Genomic DNA, 21,791 nt, shown 5'->3' with positions numbered 1-21,791 from the left:
CCGGCGGCTCCCCCGGGCGGTCTTCCGGCGATCTGTGCGTCAGGCCACGGTGGTCTGCAGCGGCACCGTGTGCACGAACCCGTCGACGCGCACCTGCACGAAGAACCGGTAGGTGCCGGGGGTGCCGAGCGCGGTGTGGAAGGTGAGCTCGCTGCCGGCGTCGGTGACCGTCGGCGCACCGAGCGGGTGGGCGTGCACGAAGGCGCCGGTCGCGGTGTCGAAGCCGGTGACGTGGGCGTAGGAGCCGAGGTAGGTGCCGAGGTTGAGCACGCCGCCCGCACCGTCGGAGACGGTGAAGTCGAACTGGGTGTCCTCCCCCGCCGGCAGGGTCTCGGGCGCCTCGATGGTCACGAGACCGTCGGTCGCGACGCGGCTCGGGGCCTCGGGCACCGCCGGCGCCTCGCCGGCCAGCAGCGCGCGCTGACCGAGGATGACGTGGTCGCCGTCGGGGTTGCGCTCCTCGTCGACCGGCAGGAACTCCGCGATCACCCGGTACTGGCCCGGGTCGGTGAGGTCGACGCGCGCCGTCCACGTGCCGTCGGGGCCGAGCGTGGGGTGCAGGTGGCGGAAGTCGGCGAGGTCGTCGCGCACGACGTAGAGGTGCAGCAGCTTGGTCTGCTCCTCGGCGTAGTCGACGACCGGTTCGCCGCTGGAGTCGACGATGCGGAAGCTCAGGTCGGCCGGGGCGCGCGCGACCGTCGGGAACCGCAGGTCGGTGAGGCGGTAGCCGCCGGCGTCGGCCGTGGTGCCGTCGCCGACGAACGTCGTGTGCGAGTGCGGCGTGCCGTCGCCGGGGGCGAGCACGGTGCGGCCGTCGTCGACCGGCGGCGGGTCGTCGCTGCAGGCCGCGAGCGACGTCGTCAGGACGGCGGCGACGACGAGCATGGTCAGGCGCTTCACGGGACCTCGCCTCATGGGATCTGGAACGTCATCGTGGTGACGGGGTTGTCGAACTCGGAGGCGCGCAGGCTGACCTGCACCTCCCAGGTGCCGCTGGCCGGGATGACGGTCTCGACCCGGAACGTGCCGGCGCCCGCGGGGACGACGGGTTGCTCGCCGAGGTCGACGGAGTCGTCGGCGGCCGCGATCGAGACCACCGGCTCGGCGAAGGCGTCGAGCGGCTCGCCGGCCTGGTCCTGCACCTGCACGAGCACCGTGTTGGGGCCCGTCGTCTGCGGCGACAGCGTCGCCAGCACCTTGGCCGGCTCGCCGGCGGGCCCGGCGTCGTCGACGAGCACGCCGACCTCGACGCGCGACGCCTCGGGCGCCCGGTCGACGGCCGCCTCGCGCGGCGACTGGTTGGTCAGGAAGCCGGTCACGCCGAGCAGGAAGACGAGCAGCGCGCCCTCGGCCCGGACGGCGCCCCGCACGCCGAGCACGGCGCGGCGCTGCTCGTCGTGGCCGGTCTCGGCGTCGGTGGCGCTCGGCAGCAGCCGGAACCGGTTGTAGCCGGCCACGAGCACGACGACGCCGGCGATCGCGACCTTGACCAGCAGCAGCCGGCCGTAGGTGGTCTCGAACAGCGGGGCCCACCCGCCGAGGATGCGCCAGCCCATGAGCGTGCCGGTGACCGCGAGCAGGCCCACCGTCGCGGCCGCGACGGCGCTGAACCGGGTGAGCACGAGCGCGGCGTCGCGCGAGCGGCCGCTGAGGGAGCCCAGCACGAGCACGAGCCCGACCAGGCCGCCGAGCCACGTGGCGCCGGCGGCGAGGTGCACGACGTCGGTGACGACCATCAGCCAGACGGGGTCGATCGCGCGGCTGTGACCGACCGAGGCCGGGGCGAGGGCGGCCAGGGCCGCGGCCCCGACCGGCACCCACCAGGCCAGGCCGGACCGCCGGAGCGCGACGAGCGCGACGAGGAGCCCGACGGCCTGGAGGGCGAGCACCACGAGGTCGTCGGCGACGATGGCGGGGTCGACCGCCGCCGACTCGCCGAGCTGGGTGACCGAGAGCCCCTGCTGGTAGGCGCCGCTGAGCGGCACGAGGGCGACCGCGGTGACGAGGGCGACGCCGGACGACGCCCACGCGACGCGCAGCAGCCGGCCGCGGACGGCGTCGTCGACGCGCACGCCGCGCGTCGTCCAGGCGAGGAAGAGCACGAGCCCGGCCGCGACCAGCAGGCCGACGTAGTTGAGGGCCATGGCGATGCTGAGCGCGCGGCGGACGTCGGTGGGGTCGGTGTCGGGCACCTGGGGTGCGGCAACCTCGGCGCTCGGGGCGCCGATGGCGAACGTGAGGGAGCCGGCGATCGGGTGGCCGTCGGCGGAGATGGCGCGCCACACGACGACGTAGCTGCCGTCGTCGAGGCTGTCGGGCAGGTCGGTGGTGATCACCTTGTCGCGCGAGGTCGACCCGGCCTCGACCGGCTCGCCGGCGGCGTCGAAGACCTGCACGGCGTCGGGTGGCAGCGAGACGCCCTCGTCGAAGGTGAACGTGACGACGTCGGGCGTCTCGGGCAGCACCGACCCCTCGGCGGGGTCCGTGCTCACCAAGGTGGCGTGGGCCGAGGCCGGCGCGGCCGCGCCCGTCACCGTGAGGACGGCGACGAGCGCGGCCAGCAGCAGGCCGGCGGCCCAGCGGACGGTGCCGCGGGTGGTGCTGCGGGTGGTTCGGGTCACGCGGTCTTGCGGCTGCGCGCGAGCGCTGCGGCGCCGACCAGGATGCCGATCACGCCGGCGGCGAGGCCGGCGATGGCGAGGCCGTTCGAGCTGTCGTCGCCGTCGGAGGCAGCGGCCTCCTGCTCGGCGTCGGCCGGCGCCTCCTCGGCGCTCTCGCCGTCGCCCGAGACCGGCGCCGCCTCGGCGTCGTCGTCGGTGGCCGCGTCGGAGCCGCCGTGGCCGTCGCCCTCGGCGCTGGTGACCACGAACGAGGGGGCCGGGCTCTCGAGGTCGTCGGCCGACTGGCCCTCCTGCGGGATCTCGGTCCAGGCGGTCTCGCCCTGCTCGCAGGTCTGGACGGTCGGGAAGTTCATGGTCTCGCCCTCGACGTCCTCGGGGATCTGGACCTGGACCTCGAAGGCGTCGCGGTAGCCGTCGGGCAGCGCGGTCTTGGCCGTGTAGGTCACGGTGCCGACGCGCTCGGTGAGCTCGTTGCCGTGGCTGTCGGTGACGGGCGGGTTCAGCTGCTCCATCTGCTTGGTCACGTCGTAGAAGGGCTGCCGCGTCGGGGTGGCGGCGTTGATGCCCTCGGGGATCTGGATGGTGACCTTGGTGGTGGGCGAGCCCTCGCAGCCGTGGCCGTTGCTGAAGGTCAGCACCGTGTAGGAGCCGGCGGCGGTGGTGGAGGGCGTGACGGTGACGTGCGCGCTGGCCGGGCCGGCGATCGAGAGGACGACGAGGCCGGCGGCGCCGGCGGTGGCGGCCAGACGGGTGGCCAGACGGTTGGCGGGGCGCGCGAGGGTGGGTCGGGTGGACATGCGTGGGTTCCGTTCGTGAAGGGTGTGGTCGGGCAGGAGCGCCCGACGGGTCCGTGAACGGAGGGTCAGGCGAGGACGAGCGCGGCCGGTGGCCCGCGCCGGGGGGCGACCGTGACGACCGGCGTCGCCGACGGGTGCGACGTGGTGACGGGTGCGGGAGCGATCCGCCGCGACGGCAACGGCGGCAGCGGCGTGCGCGACCACGAGACGAGCACCTCGGCCGCCCGGGCCCGCAGCTCCCACAGGAGCGCGGTGACGAGCCCGCCGGCCAGGTGGACGGCGAGCATGCGGGCGTCGAGCACGCCGTGGGCGAGGGTCTCGTGGCCGGCCATCGAGGCGGCATCCATCGTGTGGCCGGGAGCGCCGTCGGTGCTCATGGTGAGCGCGGTGAGCCAGGCGTGCAGCAGCACCTGCGTCGCCATGAGGGCCGGGACGGCGAGCACGGGTCGCACGCGTCCGTGGAGGACGAGCAGCCCGGCGCCGAAGACGGCGGCGGCCATGACGACGAGCCAGGCCGGCGCCGGCAGCGCGCCGCCGGCCCACAGGTGGCCGAGCGCGAGCACCGCGGTGACCTCGACGGTGGCGACCGCCGCGCGCAGGGCGACGCCCCGGCGAGGAAGGACCCGGACCGTCAGCACCCCGACATCGTGCCAGCAACCCCCTCGGGTGGACCAACTCGTTCGGGATCCGGGCGGGTCGGGGTCAGGCTCGTACGAGCACCCGACGCGACGGCTGCAGGCGCGCGGACGGCGCCTCGGCGGAGCGTCGGGAGATGTTGAGCAGCAGCCCGACGGCGAGCATGGAGGCGAACATCGAGCTGCCGCCGTACGACACGAACGGCAGCGGGACGCCGGTCACGGGCATGATGCCCAGGCACATCCCGATGTTCTGGAAGGCCTGGAAACCGAACCAGCAGGCGATGCCGGCCGCGGCGACGCGGCCGAACACGTCGTCGGCGCGGACGGCGATCGCCAGCGCACGCCACAGCACGACCCCGAGCAGCGCGATGAGGACGCTGGCCCCGACGAGGCCGAGCTCCTCACCGGCGACGGTGAACACGAAGTCGGTGTGCTGCTCCGGCACGAAGCCGGAGCGGGTCTGCGAGCCGTCGAAGAGACCCTGGCCGAACAGGCCGCCGTTGCCGACGGCGATGCGGGCCTGCTCGACGTTGTAGCCGGCACCGCGCGGGTCGAGGGTCGGGTCGGTGAATGCGAGGAACCGGTCGACCTGGTAGTCCTCGAGCAGCCCGGCGGCGACGGCCGCGACGGCCCCCGTCACGCCGGCGAGGCCGAGCAGCACCAGCCAGCGCCGGGCGGCGCCGGTGGCGGCGAGCACGCCCATCACGGTGGCCGTGAGCACGAGCATCGTGCCGAGGTCGGGCTGGGCGAGGATGAGCACGGCCGGCACGCCGGCGATGAGCAGCATCAGGGCGACGTCCGCCCCGGTGGCGCCGCGGGCGCCGCGCAGCCGGCGCGACTCGGAACGCTCGGCGACCACGAGCGCCATGCCGATGACGACGGCAAGCTTGGCGAACTCCGACGGCTGGATCGACAGCGAGCCGAGCATCAGCCACGACCGCGACCCGTTGACGACGGTGCCCATGGTGAGCACCAGCACGAGCCCGCCGATCGAGGCGAGGTAGACCAGCGGCGCGACGATGCGCACCCACCGGTGGTCGGTGACCACGACCACCGCCAGGAGCGCCAGGCCGATGGCGATGTTGACGACCTGCTTCTGCAGGAACGCCCGCGGGTCGCCGCCGGTGAGGTCGTCGCGGGTCGACGTCGCCGACCAGACGAGCAGGGTGCCGATCACGCTGAGCGCGACGACAGCGCCCACGAGCAGGCGGTCGACGCCGGGCAGGCGCACGAGCGTGGACGACGAGGGGCCGGTGGGTGCCATGGGCTCAGTCCTCGCGCTCGGCCGGGGGCAGGATCGAGCCGTCGTCGCGGAACGACGGCAGCCGGTCGGGCAGCTGCGTGCCGGGGATGGCGGCGGTGTCGGGCACCACCTGCTCCCCCTGGACGCCGTACAGCGCCTCCCAGATCTTGCGGATGCCCGGGCCGGAGGCGCCGGAGCCGGTGCCGGCCTGGCTGACCATCATCACGACCACGTAGTCGTCGGAGTAGGAGGCGACCCACGACGTCGACTGCTTGCCGTAGACCTCGGCCGAGCCGGTCTTCGAGCGGATCGGCACCTCGTCCTGCGGGAAGCCGCCCATGCGCCAGGCCATCGTGCCGGTGCGGGTGACGCCCTGGAGGGCCTCGTCGATGTAGCCGTAGACGGCGTCGGGCAGCTTGACCCGGCCGACCTCCTCCGGCGGGATGCGGCGCACCACGGTGCCGTCGGCCGCGACGACGGCGCGGGCCACGCGCGGGGCGTAGAGCGTGCCGCCGTTGGCGATGGCGGCGTAGCCGCGGGCCAGCTGCAGGGGCGTGACGATGGTGTCGCCCTGGCCGATGGAGAAGTTCACCGCGTCGGTGACCTTGTACTTCCAGCCCTCGACGCAGAACTCGCTGGCGAACTTGTAGACGAAGTCGGAGATGCCCTCGTTGGCCGGGTCGTCCTGCGGCTTGTCGGCGATGCCGCAGTAGTAGTCCTTCATCGAGTCGTAGTAGGCCTTCTTCCAGCGGCGGTCGGCGATGCGGCCGGGCGACTCGCCGGGGATGTCGATGCCGGTCTCCTGGCCGAAGCCGAACCTCTTCGCCTCCTCGACGAGCGGGTCCTTGGCCCGCACGTCGTCGGCGTCGGAGCCGTACTGCTGCCAGTAGTCGAAGCCGATGCGGTAGAAGAACGTGTTGCACGAGACCTCGAGGGCCTGGGCGAAGCTGAGCGAGCCGTAGGCGGCCGACTCGTGGTTGCCGAAGGCGCGGTTGCCGACCTGGAAGGACGACGAGCAGGGCAGCCGGGTGTCCTCGGAGTAGCCGTTGGTGAGCGCGGCCGCGGTCATGAACGGCTTCCACGTCGAGCCGGGGGCGAACTGGCCCTGCGTGGCGCGGCCGAGCAGCGGCGTCCCGGCGTCCTCGCTGTAGAGCGCCGAGAGCTGCTTCTTGCTGATGCCGCCCACCCACACCGACGGGTCGTAGGTCGGCTGGCTGGCCATGGCGACGACGCGGCCGGTGTCGGCCTCGAGGACGACGGCGGCGCCCGAGTCGGCCTCGAAGTTGCGGTTGGTGACGGGGTCGCGGGTGGCCCGGGCGGTCGTGATCGCCTCGTGCAGCTGCTGCTCGACGACGCTCTGGACCTTGGCGTCGATCGAGGTGACGAGCGTGTCGCCCGGCTGGGCGAGCACCTCGTCCTCGTCGTCGATCGGCTGGCCCATCGAGTCGACCCGCACCTGCTGGTAGCCGGGCATGCCGCGCAGCCACTGGTCGTACTCCTGCTCGATGCCGGCGCGGCCGACGGTCGAGGCACCGTTGACCGACCGGTCGCCGCCCTTCTCGGCGGCGTCGAGCTCGCCCTCGGTGATCGGGCTGAGGTAGCCGAGCAGGTGGGCGGCGTTGATGCCGAACGGCTGCGGGTAGGCACGCACGCTCTGCTGGTCGACGACGACGCCCGGGAAGTCCTCGGGCTGCTCCTGCAGGCGCTGGGCCTGGGCCTGGGTGAGGTCCTGGGCGACCGGCACGGGCTGGTAGGGCGAGCCGTTCCAGCACACGCCGGGCTCGGAGCCCTCGTCGCCGCAGGTGAGCAGCTTCTTCTCGATGCGACGTGGCTTGAGGTCGATGACCTTGCCGACCCGCCTGAGCAGCGTGGTGCGGTCGGCCGGGTCGAGCTTGGCGAGCGTGGTGCGGTCGAGCGAGACCACCCACGACAGACGGTTGGCGACGAGCGGGCGGCCCTGGTCGTCGACGATCAGCCCGCGCGTCGGCTGGACGACGATCTCGCGCACCGACTGCGCGGCGGCCCGGTTCTGGTAGGTGTCGCCGGTGACCACCTGCAGGTAGTACAGGCGCACGAACAGCGTGGCGAACAGCGAGAACACCAGGGCCTGGATGACGATCAGCCGCAGCCGGCTGCGCGCGGGTGCCGGGCCGAGCCGGTCGAGCAGCGTCATCGGACGGCCGCCCCCTCGGGCTCGAGGCGGGCGAGCACCCGGGTGACCACGGGGATCACGAACGGGGCGAGCACGAGGTCCCACACGACCCCGGCGAGCACGACCTCGAGAAGCTCGGGCACGCTCGCCGCGCGGTCGGCGAGCAGGAGGCCGCTGAGGGCGAAGACGGAGGAGCCGAGGAACGAGCAGGCGGCAACGGCGGCGAGCCCCCCGGGCACGCCCACCGGGCCGTCCTGGCGCACCCGGCCGGCCACGTAGCCGACCGCCATCAGGGCCAGCGCCCAGCGCCCGGCCACGTGGTCGGACGGCGGTGCGAGGTCGACCAGCAGGCCGGCACCGAAGCCCAGCACGAGCCCGAAGTGCGCCCCGCGGGCGAGCCCGCCCGCGACGACGACGAGCAGCACGACGCCCGGGCCGACCCCGCGCCAGGCGAGGTGCGGGAAGACCGTGGTCTGCAGCACGAGGGCGAGCCCGACGGCCAGGGCGCAGAAGAGGATGCGAGCCGGGTTGTTCATCGGAAGGTCCCGTCTGCCTCGACGACGGCGCGGTCGCTGCGCGTGCCCGAGGGCACGACGACGCCGACGGTGTCGAGCGAGGCGAAGTCGACGTAGGGGTCGATGACGGCGCGCTGCGAGGTGTCGCGCAGGCTCGAGAACACCGAGACGACCTCGCCGACGGGCACGCCGGCGACGTAGGGGCTGGTGCCCTGCCGGCTGCCCCAGGTGAGCACCGTGGCGCCCTTGCGCGGCACGACCGTCTGGTCGACGAGCTCGAGGTCGAGGCGGCCGGCGTCGCCGAGCACGCCGTTGCCCCGGAGGAAGCCGAGCTCCATGCCCTGCGCCATGCGGGCGCCGACGGTGGAGTCGGGGTCGATGACGAGCAGCACGGTGGCGGTGGTCTCGGTGACGCGGAGCACGCGCCCGACCAGGCCGTCGTTGTTGAGCACCGTCAGGTCGGCGGCGATGCCGGCGTCGGACCCCGCGTCGATGGTGACCGTGCTGGAGAACGACTGGGAGCCGCCGATGCCGATCACCCGGGCCGGCACGATCGCCTGGCCGAGGTCCTCCGCCGCCGAGGTCAGGCCCTCGAGCTGGGCGAGGCGCTGGGCGTCGTACGGCGCCGTGCGCACCTGCGTGCGGAGCTCGGCGTTCTCGGCCTCGAGCGCCGCGAGGTCGCCGCGCAGCCGGTCGTTGTCCTCGAACCGCTCGCCGAGGCGGACGACGGGCCGCACCGCCGCGTCGGCGGCCGACTGCGCCGGTCCGACGACCTCGCCGACGGCGCGGCGGGCGGGATCGAGGGCGCCCCCGCTGTCGAGCACCATGAGCGAGGCGCAGGCCAGCACGAGGGCGACGACGAGCGAGCGCGGCGGACGGCCCGGGTCGGTGTCGCCGGGCGCCTGGCCGTAGCGGCGGGTGAGCCTCACCGGCGTCCCCGCTCGGCGACGAGCACGGCCTGGAGGGCCTCGAACTCCTCGACGCACCGGCCGGCCCCGAGGGCCACCGAGACGAGGGGGTTGTCGGCGACGTGCACCGGCATGCCGGTCTCGTGGCGGATGCGCTCGTCGAGACCGCGCAGGAGCGCGCCGCCGCCCGTGAGCACGATGCCGCGGTCCATGATGTCGCCGGCCAGCTCGGGCGGCGTCTGGTCGAGGGTGACGCGGACGGCGTCGACGATCGCGTGCAGCGGCTCCTCGAGGGCCTGGCGGATCTGGGCCGCGCTCACCTCGACGGTGCGGGGCAGGCCGCTGACGAGGTCGCGGCCGCGCACCTCGGCGACGGGCTCGTCGGTGGAGGGGAAGGCCGAGCCGAGGGTCATCTTGACCTCCTCGGCGGTGCGCTCGCCCAGCATCAGGGAGTGCTCCTTCTTCATCCAGCTCACGATGGCGGCGTCGAGCTCGTCGCCGGCGGTGCGGATGGACAGGCTGGTGACGATGCCGCCGAGCGAGATGACCGCGACCTCGGTGGTGCCGCCGCCGACGTCGACGACCATGTTGCCGGTGGCCTGGTGCACGGGCAGGCCGGCGCCGATGGCGGCGGCCATCGGCTCCTCGACGATGTAGACCCGTCGGGCGCCGGCCTGGTAGCCGGCCTCCTTGACCGCGCGCTGCTCGACGGCGGTGATGCCGCTCGGCACGCAGATCACCATGCGCGGCTTGGCCATGTAGCGGCGCCGGTGCGCCTGCTGGATGAACCACCGCAGCATCTGCTCGGTCGCCTCGAAGTCGGCGATGACGCCGTCCTTGAGCGGGCGCAGCGTCGTGATGTTGTCGGGCGTGCGCCCGACCATGTTCTTGGCGTCGTGGCCGACCGCGAGCACCTCGCCGGTCGTCTCGTTGATCGCGACGACGCTGGGCTCGTCGAGCACCACGCCCTTGCGCCGGACGTAGACCAGCGTGTTGGCGGTGCCGAGATCCACGGCCATGTCGCGGCCGATGATGCTGTTCGCCATGCGCGCGCGCCTCATCGCTCCGTGCGCGAGCTCGGGGAAGCTTCGGGGAAGACGGGGAAGGTGGGCACGCCGCGCGCACGGTGACGACCTACCCGGTAGCGAGCGTAAGCAGTGGGACTCGTGTGACGGTGGAGGTGCGTGGGGCGTGTCGTGGTCCGGCCGGCCGGGTCAGCGGCGGCCGGACGGGCTCAGGCGAGCCCGGGGAACCAGAGCGCGATCTCGCGGGCGGCCGACTCGGGCGAGTCGGAGGCGTGCACGAGGTTCTCGCGGTTCGACAGCGACAGGTCGCCGCGGATGGTGCCGGGGGCGGCCTTGCGACCGTCGGTGGCGCCGTTGATCGCCCGGACGACGTCGATCGCCTCGTCGCCCTCGAGGACGAGCGCCACGAGCGGGCCGCTGGTCGCGAACGCCCGCAGGGGCGGGTAGAAGTCGCGCTCGACGTGCTCGGCGTAGTGCCGGTCGGCCATCTCGCCGTCGATGAGACGGTGCTCGAGCGCCACGATCGTCAGGCCCTTGGCCTCGAACCGGGAGAGCACCTGGCCCACCAGGCCGCGGCGGACGGTGTCGGGCTTGAGGAGGACGAGGGTGCGCTGCGTCATGCCGCGCACGATATCCGGGCCACTAGGACCGCCCGACGGGGGCGTGCCGCCCGCGCCACCAGACCATCGCCGGACCGAGCACCGGCACCAGCAGCAGGATCGCGACCCAGATCCCTCCCTGGGGCACCCGCACGCGGTCGAGCGCCACCAGCGCGATGAGCGCGACGATCAGCAGCACGTGCAGCGCCGCGACGCCGACCAGGACGATCTCCACCCGCCCGACCGTAGCGGTCAGGCGAGGTCGGCGGCGCGGGCCCGCACGTCGTCGGGGACGGCGTTGTGGGAGTCGGCGTTGGTGACCGGGGCGTCGGCGGTGCGGCGGATCGGGATGACACCGGCCCAGACGCCGGCCTCGACGTCGGAGGGCTCGTCGATCGCACCCTCGGCCCGGACCTTCATCGACGCCTCGATCAGTGGGACGGCGAGCACCGACGTGGCCGCGAGCTCCTTGCGCGTGGGGTCGCGCAGCGTCGCCGAGCGACCGGGGACCATGTGGTCGACGGTGAGGCTGAGCGCGCGGGCCCTCTCGTCGTCGTCCGTGACGAGGCGGGCGGCGCCGATGACGACGACCGAGCGGTAGTTCATCGAGTGGTGGAAGCCCGACCGCGCCGCCACCAGGCCGTCGACCTCGGTCACCGCGACGCACACGGTCGACGTGCTCGCCCCGACGAGCCAGCGGGCGGCCACCGAGCCGTGGATGTAGAGCGACCCACCGTCGTCCGGCCCGTCGAGGTCGACGGCGAAGGCCACCGGCAGCACGACCGGGTGGTCGCCGACGATCACGCCGACGTGGGCGACCAGGGCGTCGTCGAGCAGGGCGTGCATGGCGCCGCGGTCGGTGATCGCGCGGTCGCGACCGCGGCGGACGGTCGTGCGGTCGGACGGGCTCAGCGGGGTGCTCACGCCCGTCATCCTCCCGGCCCCGGCCCGGAGCGGCGGGGGTTATCCGTCGTGCGGTCCGCCGGCGGCCTGCTCGGCGTCGAAGCGCGCGAAGGCCTCGGCCCGCTCGCGCTCGATCTTGCGGCCCAGGAGGTCGGCGGTGCCCCACAGCAGCGCGAAGACAGCGCCCAGGAAGAACATCACGGGCACCAGGAAGCCGAGCGAGATCGCGAGTCCCTGGATGATCCACCCGAGTGCGTAGCCGCGCTCGGTGCGCAGCATGCCCGCCGCCAGCACGCAGGCGATCGCGAGGCCGAGCCCCACCGGCAGGGCGACGGCGGGGTCGACGTCGGCGATCGAGATCATCACCGGCGTGGTGAGGCCGAGGACGATCGCCTCGAGGGTGATGGTCGCGGCGCACATGCCCCGCCGCGGCGACCGGTCGCGCTCGCTCATCCGGCCGCGCCGTCGGAGCGGACCAGCAGGGCCCGGGCCTCGCCGACCGTGACGACCGAGCCGGTGACGAGCACGGCGCCCGCGCCCATCGAGCTGCTCACGGCCTCCCCCGCCTCGGCGAGGGTGGCGGCGACGTCGAGCGCGTCGGCCAGCCGGGGCTCGACGGTCACCCGGTGCTCGCCGAACACCTCGACGGCGAGCCGGGCCAGCTCGGCGGCCGGCATCGCCCGGTCGGTGGAGTTCTGCGTGACGACGAGGTGCTCCAGCTGCGGCTCGAACACCGAGAGCAGGCCCTCGGCGTCCTTGTCGCCCATGACGCCGATGACCCCGACGAGCGGCGAGAACTGGAAGGAGTCCTCCAGCGCCGCGGCGACGGCCTCGGCGCCGTGCGGGTTGTGGGCGGCGTCGAGCACGATCGTGGGGCTGCGACGCACCACCTCGAGCCGGCCGGGCGAGGTGACCTGCTCGAACGCGGCGCGGACGACGTCGTCGCCGAGCGGCTGGTCGCCGCCGAGGAACGCCTCGACGGCGGCGAGCGCCAGCACGGCGTTCTGCGCCTGGTGGGCGCCGTAGAGCGGCAGGAACACGTCGTCGTAGCGGGCCCGGAGCCCCTGCAGCGTGACGACCTGGCCGCCGACGGCGGGCTGACGGGCCACGACGCCGAACTCGAGGCCCTCGCGGGCGACGGTCGCGCCGACCTCGGCGGCGCGCTCGGCGACCACCGCCGCGACGTCGGGCTCCTGCACGGCGACGACGGCGACCGCGCCGGGCTTGATGATGCCGACCTTCTCGCGGGCGATGACCTCGGGCGTGTCACCCAGGTAGCGCGCGTGGTCGACAGCGATCGGGGTGAGCACGGCGACGTCGGCGTGGACGACGTTGGTGGCGTCCCACGAGCCGCCCATGCCGACCTCGACGACGGCGACGTCGACCGGGGCGTCGGCGAACGCCGCGTAGGCCATGCCCACCACGGTCTCGAAGAAGCTGAGCGGGTGCGGCTGGTCGTCGTCGACGAGGTGCGTGTAGGGGGCGACGTCGTTGAAGGCACGCACGAAGGCGTCGTCGTCGAGCGGCTCGCCGTCGATGCTGATCCGCTCGGTCATGCGCTGCACGTGCGGCGACGTGAACCGCCCGGTGCGCAGCTCGAGGGCGCGCAGGAGGGTGTCGATCATCCGCGAGGTCGAGGTCTTGCCGTTGGTGCCCGTGAGGTGGATCGCGCGGAACGAGTTCTGCGGGTCGCCGAGCAGCTCGGTGAACGCCCGGATGCGGTCGAGCGAGGGCTCGAGCCTCGTCTCGGGCCAGCGCGACAGCAGGGCGTCCTCGACCTCCTCGAAGGTCTCGGCCAGGCGGGGCCCGTCGAGGTGCCCGTCGAGGTCGCCGTCGTTCACTGCGTCGTTCGCTGCGTCGTCCATGTCCCCCACAGTCTTCCACCGCTCGCCACCGACTCCTAGGTTGGGCGGATGGTGACCAGGGAGCCGCGATGAGGACGACGGCCGCGGTCGTGCCCGCGCAGGGCCACGACTTCGTGCTCCGAGAGGTCGAGCTCGACGAGCCGCGCGCCGACGAGGTGCTGGTTCGCATCGTCGCGACCGGTCTGTGCCACCTCGACATCTCCTCGCGCGAGACCCTGCCGGCCGAGATGTTCCCGCGCGTCTTCGGCCACGAGGGCGCCGGCGTCGTCGAGCAGGTCGGCGCCGACGTCGCGGGCATCGAGGTCGGCGACCACGTGCTGCTCGGCTTCCGCTCGTGCCGCGCCTGCGGGCCGTGCCGCGAGGGCGCCGTGGCGTACTGCGACCACGCGCTGGCGCTCAACCACACCGGCGTCCGCCCCGACGGCTCGACCACCCACCGCCTGCTCGACGACGACGTCGACGGCACGACACCGCTGTTCGGCTCGTTCCTCGGCCAGTCCAGCCTGGCCCAGCACGCCCTCGCCCACGCCGACAACTGCGTGGTCGTCGATTGGTCGCTCGACCTCACGCTCGTCGCGCCCTACGGCTGCGCGTTCCAGACCGGCGCCGGCACGGTGCTCGACGTCCTCGGCCCCGCGCCCGACGAGCCGATGGTCGTGGTCGGCGTCGGTGCCGTCGGGCTGGCGGCCGTCGTCGCGGCCCGTGCGACCGGCGTCCGGACCGTCGTCGCCGTCGACCTCGACGACCGCCGCCTCGCGGCCGCTGAGCGGTTCGGCGCCGTCCGGGTCAACCCGGCCTACCTCGGCGAGCAGTCCGTGCCCGACCGCGTGCGCGAGCTCACCGGCGGCGGCGCCGCCCACGCCGTCGACACCACGGCGGTGCCCGCCGCGGTGCGCGACGCCCAGCTCGCGCTGCGCCCGCGCGGAACGCTGGTCGCGCTCGGGCTCGGCACCGACGACTACGCGATCGACGCGGTCGACCTGCGCCAGCACGGCAAGGTCGTGCGCTCATCCGTCCACGGTGACGCCGACCCGCTCGAGATCCTCCCGCGGCTGCTGCGGCTGCGCGCCGAGGGTCGCTTCGAGGTCGACCACCTCCTCACCCGCTATCCGATCGCGCAGGTCAACGCCGCCGTCTCCGACGTGCTGGCCGGCGAGGTGATCCAGCCCGTCCTCGTCTGGTGATCGCTCGCTGACAACCATCCGCCGCGCCCGGCTCGTCGTGACCGGGTGAAGGGGTGAGGCATGGAGACCACCATGAGTGAACCGACGACCGGTCCGGCCGGCGCGGCGTTCGACGACTTCGTCGCGGCCCGGTCGACGGCACTGTGGCGCAGCGCGTTCCTGCTGACGGGCGACCGGCACAAGGCCGAGGACCTTCTCCAGGCGGCGCTGGTGAAGACCTGGCGCCGCTGGGACCGCATCGGTCACGGGTCGTCGCGCTCGCACGAGACGGCCGAGGCCTACGTGCGCCGGGCCCTGGCGACGACCTACACCGACTGGTGGCGCCGCCGGTGGCGGGGCGAGCTGCCGACCGGCGAGCTGCCCGAACGGGCCGGCGACGTCGACGAGGCCGCCCGCGCCGAGGTCCGCCACGACGTGCTGACGGCGCTCGCCGCGCTCCCCCGGGGCCAGCGGGCGGTGCTGGTGCTGCGCTACTTCGACGACCTCACCGAGCAGCAGACCGCCGACGCGCTGGGCGTGAGCGTCGGCACCGTCAAGAGCCAGGCCTCGCGAGCGATGACGGCCCTGCGCTCCTCCCCCGCCCTCACCGACCGATTCGGAGATGCCGCATGACCGAGCACGACGACAGCCGGGACGAGCGACTCAAGGAGCTGCTCGACCAGACCGCCCCCGACCGCCCCGACGTCGCCCCCGACGCCCGCGTCACCGCGGTCGCCGACAGGGCGCGCGCCGTCCGACGGCGCCAGGGCATCGCGGTCGCGGCCGCCGTGCTCGCCGTCGTCGGCGCAGGCGTCGCCGTCCCGCTCGCGCTCTCGGGCGGTGACGACTCCTCGCAGCAGGACGTCGCCGACGACCCCGCACCCGAGGTCGCCGAGCCGCCCGCCTGCCCCGCCGAGCCGATCGACGTCACGAACGGCCTGGCGGTGAAGGACCTGCCCGACGGCGCCGTGTCGGCGCGGCTGTGCCCGGCTGCCTTCCGGACGATGCAGGGTGACGTCGACTTCACGCTGCCCACCGAGCCGGTCACCGACGGCGTCGACGAGCTGCTCGCCCGGATCCGCGACACCCGCGAGATGCCGCTGCCGGCCGAGTGCGCCTCCATCATGGTCGCGCCGATGCCGTGGGCGCTGGTGGTCTCCTACCCCGACGGCGCGAGCCGCACCGTGGGCAGCACCATGACGACGTGCGCGACGGTCGACGTCGGGGGCCGGCAGGTCTCCGTGGAGGACGTGATCGCCTCCGTCGAGGACGCCGTCGGCGAGTCGCCCACGACCACCCCCGTGGCGGAGTGCCCTCGCCCGGGCGCCGAGAGCGGCACGCTCGTCGCCGAGCCGGACACCTTCACCGGCGACCTCGCCGACCTCGACGTCACCTCGGGCGCCGTCTGCTACGGCGTCGACCCGCAGGGGACGGCGGAGTACGCCGAGACGCGCGGGTTCTTGGAGGGCGTCGACCTCGGCGCCGTCGTCGACGACGTCGTCGCCGGCACGACCGCCGCGCGCTCGCGGGCCTTCGACTGCATCGACACCGGGCCCACCCGGTTGCTGGTGCTGGTCGGCGACCGGGGCCGGCTGACGCTGACCGACGACGCCTGCAGCGGAGAGTTCGCCTACGCCGGGGGCTTCTGGGTGCCGGGCCCGGCCGCCCAGGCTGCGCTCGTCGGGGCCCTCGGCGGTCGCGTGGGCGGCTGACCGGGGTTGGCGAGACGACCCGTCCGGCCGTCCGGCCGGGTCGGTATCCGTAACCGGTGCGTCACATCCGGTGTCACCGCCCTACGATTTACCCATGACCGAGAGCATCGAGCAGGCCGAGGACACGACCAGCGCGCAGCCGAGCGCGCCCGTCGTACCCGAGAAGCCGGCCCTCGAGGGGCTCGAGGCGAAGTGGTCGCAGCAGTGGAAGGCCGACGACACCTACGCCTTCGACCGTACCCAGCCGCGCGAGAACGTCTACTCGATCGACACCCCGCCGCCCACGGTGAGCGGCAGCCTGCACGTCGGTCACGTGTTCTCCTACACCCACACCGACCTCGTCGCGCGCTACCAGCGCATGCGCGGCAAGTCCGTCTTCTACCCCATGGGCTGGGACGACAACGGCCTGCCGACCGAGCGTCGCGTGCAGAACTACTACGGCGTCCGCTGCGACCCGTCGGTCGCCTACGACCCCGACTTCACGCCGCCGGCCAAGCCCGACCCGAAGAAGCAGGTGCCGATCAGCCGGCCCAACTTCATCGCCCTGTGCGAGGAGCTCGTCGAGCAGGACGAGCAGGTCTTCGAGGGCCTGTGGCGCACGCTCGGCCTCTCGGTCGACTGGAAGCAGCACTACACGACCATCGGGGCCAAGGCCCAGAAGGTCAGCCAGGTCGCGTTCCTGCGCAACTTCGCCCGCGGTGAGGCCTACCTGCAGGAGGCGCCGACCCTGTGGGACATCACGTTCCAGACAGCGGTCGCGCAGGCCGAGCTCAAGGCCCAGGAGTACGACGGCGCCTACCACCGCGTCTCCTTCCACGCCCCCGACGGCTCGCCCCTCTACATCGAGACCACCCGTCCCGAGCTGATCCCGAGCGTCGTCGCGCTCATCGCGCACCCCGACGACGAGCGCTACCAGCCGCTGTTCGGCACCACCGCCACGAGCCCGGTCTTCGGCGTCGAGATCCCGATCGTCGCCCACCCGGCCGCGGAGATGGACAAGGGCTCCGGCCTGGTCATGTGCTGCACCTTCGGCGACCTCACCGACGTCACCTGGTGGCGCGAGCTCGCCCTGCCGGTCCGCACCGTCATCGGCCGCGACGGCCGCCTCACCCGCGAGACACCCGAGTGGCTCTCGTCCGAGAAGGCGGCGGCGGCCTACGCCGAGCTCGCCGGCAAGACCGCGTTCTCGGCCCGGGCCGCGATGGTCACGCTGCTCACCGAGAGTGGCGACCTCGACGGCGAGCCCAAGCCGACCAAGCGGATGACCAACTTCTACGAGAACGGCGACAAGCCGCTCGAGATCGTCGCGACCCGCCAGTGGTACGTCCGCAACGGCGGGCGCGACGTCCCGCTGCGCCGCGAGCTCGTCGACGCCGCCGGCCAGGTCAACTGGATCCCGGCACACATGCGCAGCCGCTACGAGAACTGGGTCGGCGGCCTCAACGGCGACTGGCTGATCTCGCGCCAGCGCTACTTCGGCATCCCCTTCCCGGTCTGGTACCCGCTCGACGCCGAGGGCGAGCCCGACTACGCCCACCCCCTGACGCCGACCGAGGCCGAGCTGCCCGTCGACCCCTCGACCGATGCCCCGCGCGGCTACACCGACGACCAGCGCGGCAAGCCGGGCGGCTTCATCGGCGACCCCGACGTCATGGACACCTGGGCCACGTCGTCCCTCACGCCGCAGATCGCGGGCGGGTGGGAGACCGACCCCGACCTGTTCGAGCGGGTCTTCCCGATGGACCTGTGCACCCAGGGCCACGACATCATCCGCACCTGGCTGTTCTCGCGCGTCGTCCGCGCGCACTTCGAGCAGGGCCAGGTGCCGTGGGGCAACGCCATGCTGTCGGGCTGGATCCTCGACCCCGACCGCAAGAAGATGTCGAAGTCGAAGGGCAACGTCGTCGTGCCCAACGAGATCCTCGAGAAGTTCGGCACCGACGCCGTCCGCTGGCGCGCCGCGATGGCCCGACCGGGCATGGACTCGCCGTTCGACGAGACCCAGATGAAGGTCGGACGCCGGCTGGCGATGAAGGTGCTCAACGCCTCGAAGTTCGTGCTGGGCAACGTCGGCGCGGCCGGCACCGACCCGGTCCGGGTCACCGAGGCCGTCGACTGTGCCCTGCTCGGCCGGCTCGCCGGCGTGATCACCCGGGCCACCGACGCGTTCGACGCCTACGACTACACGACCGCGCTCGAGGTCACCGAGAAGTTCTTCTGGGAGTTCTGCGACGACTACCTCGAGCTGGTCAAGGAGCGCGCCTACGCCGACGAGCCGTCGACGGCACGCGACTCGGCCCGCGAGACCCTCGCGCTCGCGCTCCAGGTCCAGCTGCGGCTGCTCGCGCCGTTCCTGCCCTACGTGACCGAGGAGGTCTGGTCGTGGTGGCAGGAGGGCTCGATCCACCGGGCCGCCTGGCCCACGGCGGCCGAGCTCGGCTCGGCCGCGGCGGCCGACGGGGCCCTGCTCGACCACGTGGCGGCCGCCCTCGCCGGCGTCCGGGGCGTGAAGTCGAAGGCGAAGGTCGGCATGAAGACCGAGCTGACCCGGGTCGAGCTGTCCGGGCCGCAGACGGTCCTCGACGGCGTCCGCCTGGCCGAGGCCGACCTGCGGGCCGCGGGCCGCATCACCGGCGACCTCGTCTACACCTCGACCGAGGCCGCCGAGCTGTCGATCGACGCCGACCTCGCCGCCACCGACTGACCCGACCGTCCAGCCCTGCCCGTCACCCCTGGACCTCCCGGTCGCCGGTGGCCGGCGTTTCGTCGCGCCCTGCGGCGGGAACCAGTCCCCCGTTCACATCTCGGACGGAAGGACCATGATGACCTCCCACGGATACGAGCTGGGCGTCGACCTGGCGAACCTGTGGAACGCCGGCAAGAACCTGATCGGGGTGCAGCTCGTCGGCGAGCTCCAGGCCGGAGCAGACGCGCTCCCGGCCACCATCGACAACTTCTACCGGGGTGGCTCGTGGAGTCAGCCCGACGCGTCGGTGGGCCCGCAAGCGTCGGTCAACGCCTACGTCGCGGCGCTCAAGGAGATCCTGACGACCACGGCGAGCAACTACGCCGAGGTCGGCGAGGCGCTGGTCTACATCGCGAACAACTACGAGTTCACCGACGGCGAGGCGCAGACCGAGTTCGACAACCGCCGACGCGACATCGTCAACGGCGAGGGGACGAGCTGATGGCCTGGGACTATTCCGCCCTCCGCGCGAAGGCGGAGCACCTCTACGAGACGGCGGTCGAGGTCGAGACGGAGAAGAACGTCCGCGACGGCGCCAACGCCTCGCAGATGCCGGCGACCGACAGCGACTACGAGAGCGCCGCCGCTGGCGTCCGCGAGAAGTACGCCGACGTGCCCTCGATGTTCAGCGACTACTTCCTCATCCCCGAGGGCGACGGGTGGGACGACGCCATCCGGGGGTGCGAGCTGGCCATGTTCGCCGTGTCGGCCGACGCCTTCTCCGACCCGGCGGGACAGTACGACCCCGCGACCAACCCCAACCTGGCGGCGCTCAACAGCTCGGCGCGCTACATCAACGAGTGGGACGGTCTGGCCGCCAACGCCTTCCTGGACAACCACGTCCTGCCGTTCCGGCTCAGGATGAAGAACATCCACACCGCCATCGCGGTGCTGAAGGGGTCTCTCGAGGCCCTGCGCGACGTGTGGAGCGAGGTCCCGCAGAATCTCGACAACATCGTCACCCAGGCCCAGCACGCCATGGAGAACTGCTACGAGTGCAACGCCGACGACTGGAACATGGCGATCAAGGTGCTCAGCCTCGCCGCGACGGTCGCCGTGCCGTTCGTCGGGGTCGCCGGCACGCTCACGGCGGCGGGCATCACCACGGCCGAGGCCTTCGAGAAGGGAACCGAGGTCGCCGACAAGGCAGTCGGCACGGTCGACGCCATCGCCAGCGCCGGCAGCGGCATCGGCGAGGCGATGGGCAGCGACCCCGACTCGCAGGGAGACGAGGCCGACACCCCCGAGGACGTCATCCGCGAGGCCAAGCAGGCCGTCACGACCATGCAGGAGCGGATCGTGCAGGTGGAGAAGGGTGTCGAGACCGCGATGACCAACGCTCTGGCGATGCTGCAGGACTTCCGCACCGACTTCATCCCGGAGCCGCCCTCCCTGGCCGACGCCGACGAGAACCCTCGCTTCATCGGCCGGCCCGACGACAACGACTCGCAGGTGAGCTGGGTGTGACCGCGACCTCGATCCACTACCTGCACGCAGTGGCGCACAGCCCCGAGGGCCACGTGCACGGCGAGGTGAGCGGGCGCACCGACGTCCGGTTCTGGTGCGAGCCGGACCACTTCGCCCGCACTCCGATCGACGCCGTCGTCGCCGAGCTCGAGTCGCTCCTGCCCCAGCTCTACCGGGCCCGCATGCGCGCCTTCTACGAGCTCCGCAGCCGCCAGGAGGGGCGGGTCGTGCGGCCTCCCCACGAACGGCTGCGACGTCGGAGCGAGGACTACGAGGCGCGCATCGCCGGCATCCACGCCTGGGGCGAGAGCGCAGGGGTGTCGATGTCGGCGTTGGGGATGCGCACCTTCGAGGTGCGGGCCGACGACGCCGCCCGACAGCTCGACGAGCACTCGTTCTGCCTGGCGGCCGGGCGTGCCGCGACCGCCTTGATCGTCGACCAGTTCGCCCAGGTGCTCGACCTCAAGTACGAGATGGCCGGCCGGTGAACCGCCTGGCCGTCGTCGTCCTGACCGTGCTCGCGTGCGCCGCCTCCCTGGTGGCCTGCAGCGAGGACGACGCCGAGCAGGTGACCGGGCGCCCCCAGCCGGGCCTCGAGGGCTCGGTCACCACGGTCGTGGTGCCGGCCGGGGCGATCGAGGTGACCGTGGCCGAGGCCGTCGACGAGGTCTCGGCCGGTGACGCCGACGACGGCGAGGAGCACCGGCCCCCCCGTGGCTGGCGGTACCTGCCGGTCCAGGTGGCGTTCGGGCGCGCCGACCCGACGGTCGTCAACACCTCCGGCAAGGTCGACGCCCCGGTCGCGGTGTCGATCGACGTGGGCGACGAGTCCTACGACCTTCCCGCGCCCTACACGGTCGACGCCGAGGGCCGGGCCGAGGCGGCGGCGCCCGTGACGACCTACGTGCCGACCCGCTCCGAGGGCGACGTCGTCGTCTCGGTCGACTACGACGGGCTCGAGCAGCGGCTCGGGACCGACGGCTCGCGCGATGCCGGCGTGGCCGAGGCCTACTACGACGGCACGGCCGTCACCGGTGGCGAGCTCGACTGCACCGAGGGGTGGACGGCGGCCCCGGACGTCGACGTCGACATCGGCTGCCGGCTCCGGCCGACCATCACGCCCTACCTTCCCGGTCTGGGCTGGGCCGACGAGGGCCGTACCTACGTCGAGGTCGACACCGAGCTGCTCCTCACCGACCTCACGATCGACGGTCGGACACCGCCGAGGGCCCAGCCTCGGCTGACCCCGAGCATCGAGGACGGCAGCGAGGTCACGCCGGCCGAGGGCACCGGCATCGCGGACCCGGTCGAGACCCCGGACATGATCGTGAAGACCCTGTTCTTAGAGGCTCCCCGCGACGGCCAGCACCTCGTCGAGCTCGGGCTCGAGGCATGGGGCGTCGCGGTCTCGGCCTCGGTGGCCCTGACGCCGTAGGG

22 protein-coding genes are annotated in these 21,791 nt (G+C 73.2%); 8 read left to right on the top strand and 14 right to left on the bottom strand.

The features are described 5' to 3' along the window. Positions 1-39: 39 nt before the first annotated feature. The 14 genes from ABFT23_RS19055 to folC all read right to left on the bottom strand — a co-directional run bounded on the left by ABFT23_RS19055 (position 40) and on the right by folC (position 13,266). Positions 40-900, bottom strand: coding sequence for a hypothetical protein (locus ABFT23_RS19055; RefSeq protein WP_347898066.1), 861 nt, complete (start codon positions 898-900; stop codon positions 40-42). An 11-nt stretch (positions 901-911) separates the two neighbouring features. Next, positions 912-2,621: a copper resistance protein CopC gene (locus ABFT23_RS19050; protein ID WP_347898065.1), complete on the bottom strand. Its 1,710-nt coding sequence runs from the start codon at positions 2,619-2,621 to the stop codon at positions 912-914. Then, positions 2,618-3,418 carry a YcnI family protein gene (locus ABFT23_RS19045; RefSeq protein WP_347898063.1) on the bottom strand — a complete coding sequence of 267 codons (801 nt, stop codon included), beginning with the start codon at positions 3,416-3,418 and terminating at the stop codon, positions 2,618-2,620. The genes ABFT23_RS19050 and ABFT23_RS19045 overlap by 4 nt, the downstream gene beginning before the upstream one ends. 65 nt (positions 3,419-3,483) lie before the next feature. Beyond that, on the bottom strand, positions 3,484-4,056 hold the full coding sequence (locus ABFT23_RS19040) for a hypothetical protein (protein WP_347898061.1): 573 nt from the start codon (positions 4,054-4,056) through the stop codon (positions 3,484-3,486). Between the two features lie 64 nt (positions 4,057-4,120). Beyond that, on the bottom strand, positions 4,121-5,320 hold the full coding sequence (gene rodA, locus ABFT23_RS19035; RefSeq protein WP_347898059.1) for a rod shape-determining protein RodA: 1,200 nt from the start codon (positions 5,318-5,320) through the stop codon (positions 4,121-4,123). Positions 5,321-5,324: 4 nt separating this feature from the next. Then, the gene (mrdA, locus tag ABFT23_RS19030; protein ID WP_347898057.1) at positions 5,325-7,472 is read right to left on the bottom strand and encodes a penicillin-binding protein 2; all 2,148 of its coding nucleotides are present in this window, start codon (positions 7,470-7,472) and stop codon (positions 5,325-5,327) included. Continuing rightward, positions 7,469-7,987, bottom strand: coding sequence for a rod shape-determining protein MreD (mreD, locus tag ABFT23_RS19025; RefSeq protein ID WP_347898055.1), 519 nt, complete (start codon positions 7,985-7,987; stop codon positions 7,469-7,471). Before mreD ends, mrdA begins: the two co-directional genes overlap by 4 nt. Next, positions 7,984-8,895: a rod shape-determining protein MreC gene (gene mreC / locus ABFT23_RS19020; RefSeq protein ID WP_347898053.1), complete on the bottom strand. Its 912-nt coding sequence runs from the start codon at positions 8,893-8,895 to the stop codon at positions 7,984-7,986. The genes mreD and mreC overlap by 4 nt, the downstream gene beginning before the upstream one ends. Beyond that, entirely contained in the window at positions 8,892-9,920 is a 1,029-nt protein-coding gene (locus ABFT23_RS19015) for a rod shape-determining protein (protein WP_347898051.1), read from the bottom strand. Before ABFT23_RS19015 ends, mreC begins: the two co-directional genes overlap by 4 nt. 188 nt (positions 9,921-10,108) lie before the next feature. Next, positions 10,109-10,519: a nucleoside-diphosphate kinase gene (gene ndk, locus ABFT23_RS19010; RefSeq protein ID WP_347898049.1), complete on the bottom strand. Its 411-nt coding sequence runs from the start codon at positions 10,517-10,519 to the stop codon at positions 10,109-10,111. Positions 10,520-10,541: 22 nt separating this feature from the next. Then, complete coding sequence (locus ABFT23_RS19005) at positions 10,542-10,733, bottom strand: hypothetical protein (RefSeq protein ID WP_347898047.1); 192 nt, start codon at positions 10,731-10,733, stop codon at positions 10,542-10,544. A 17-nt stretch (positions 10,734-10,750) separates the two neighbouring features. Then, a complete protein-coding gene (locus ABFT23_RS19000; protein ID WP_347898044.1) occupies positions 10,751-11,431 on the bottom strand; it encodes a pyridoxamine 5'-phosphate oxidase family protein in 681 nt (226 codons plus the stop codon). 30 nt (positions 11,432-11,461) lie between these two features. Then, complete coding sequence (locus ABFT23_RS18995) at positions 11,462-11,854, bottom strand: DUF4233 domain-containing protein (RefSeq protein WP_347898041.1); 393 nt, start codon at positions 11,852-11,854, stop codon at positions 11,462-11,464. Further along, on the bottom strand, positions 11,851-13,266 hold the full coding sequence (gene folC / locus ABFT23_RS18990; protein ID WP_347898039.1) for a bifunctional tetrahydrofolate synthase/dihydrofolate synthase: 1,416 nt from the start codon (positions 13,264-13,266) through the stop codon (positions 11,851-11,853). Before folC ends, ABFT23_RS18995 begins: the two co-directional genes overlap by 4 nt. A 68-nt stretch (positions 13,267-13,334) precedes the next feature. Between folC and ABFT23_RS18985 the strand changes: the two genes are divergently transcribed. From ABFT23_RS18985 to ABFT23_RS18950, 8 genes are all read left to right on the top strand, one after another. Then, positions 13,335-14,450 carry an NAD(P)-dependent alcohol dehydrogenase gene (locus ABFT23_RS18985; protein ID WP_347898037.1) on the top strand — a complete coding sequence of 372 codons (1,116 nt, stop codon included), beginning with the start codon at positions 13,335-13,337 and terminating at the stop codon, positions 14,448-14,450. A 72-nt stretch (positions 14,451-14,522) separates the two neighbouring features. Further along, positions 14,523-15,062 (top strand): SigE family RNA polymerase sigma factor, encoded by a 540-nt coding sequence (locus ABFT23_RS18980; RefSeq protein ID WP_347898035.1) that lies wholly within the window; start codon positions 14,523-14,525, stop codon positions 15,060-15,062. Next, positions 15,059-16,141: a hypothetical protein gene (locus tag ABFT23_RS18975; protein WP_347898033.1), complete on the top strand. Its 1,083-nt coding sequence runs from the start codon at positions 15,059-15,061 to the stop codon at positions 16,139-16,141. The genes ABFT23_RS18980 and ABFT23_RS18975 overlap by 4 nt, the downstream gene beginning before the upstream one ends. A 94-nt stretch (positions 16,142-16,235) precedes the next feature. Then, a complete protein-coding gene (valS, locus tag ABFT23_RS18970; protein WP_347898031.1) occupies positions 16,236-18,845 on the top strand; it encodes a valine--tRNA ligase in 2,610 nt (869 codons plus the stop codon). Positions 18,846-18,963: 118 nt separating this feature from the next. Next, complete coding sequence (locus ABFT23_RS18965) at positions 18,964-19,329, top strand: hypothetical protein (RefSeq protein ID WP_347898029.1); 366 nt, start codon at positions 18,964-18,966, stop codon at positions 19,327-19,329. Beyond that, positions 19,329-20,354 carry a hypothetical protein gene (locus ABFT23_RS18960; protein ID WP_347898027.1) on the top strand — a complete coding sequence of 342 codons (1,026 nt, stop codon included), beginning with the start codon at positions 19,329-19,331 and terminating at the stop codon, positions 20,352-20,354. The genes ABFT23_RS18965 and ABFT23_RS18960 overlap by 1 nt, the downstream gene beginning before the upstream one ends. After that, on the top strand, positions 20,351-20,842 hold the full coding sequence (locus tag ABFT23_RS18955; protein WP_347898025.1) for a hypothetical protein: 492 nt from the start codon (positions 20,351-20,353) through the stop codon (positions 20,840-20,842). Before ABFT23_RS18960 ends, ABFT23_RS18955 begins: the two co-directional genes overlap by 4 nt. Further along, positions 20,839-21,789 carry a hypothetical protein gene (locus ABFT23_RS18950; RefSeq protein WP_347898023.1) on the top strand — a complete coding sequence of 317 codons (951 nt, stop codon included), beginning with the start codon at positions 20,839-20,841 and terminating at the stop codon, positions 21,787-21,789. The genes ABFT23_RS18955 and ABFT23_RS18950 overlap by 4 nt, the downstream gene beginning before the upstream one ends. Positions 21,790-21,791: the final 2 nt, after the last annotated feature.

This window comes from Nocardioides secundeburneus, assembly GCF_039939255.1.
In the GTDB taxonomy this organism is placed as follows: domain Bacteria; phylum Actinomycetota; class Actinomycetes; order Propionibacteriales; family Nocardioidaceae; genus Nocardioides.
This window is presented reverse-complemented; position numbering and strand designations above follow the sequence as displayed.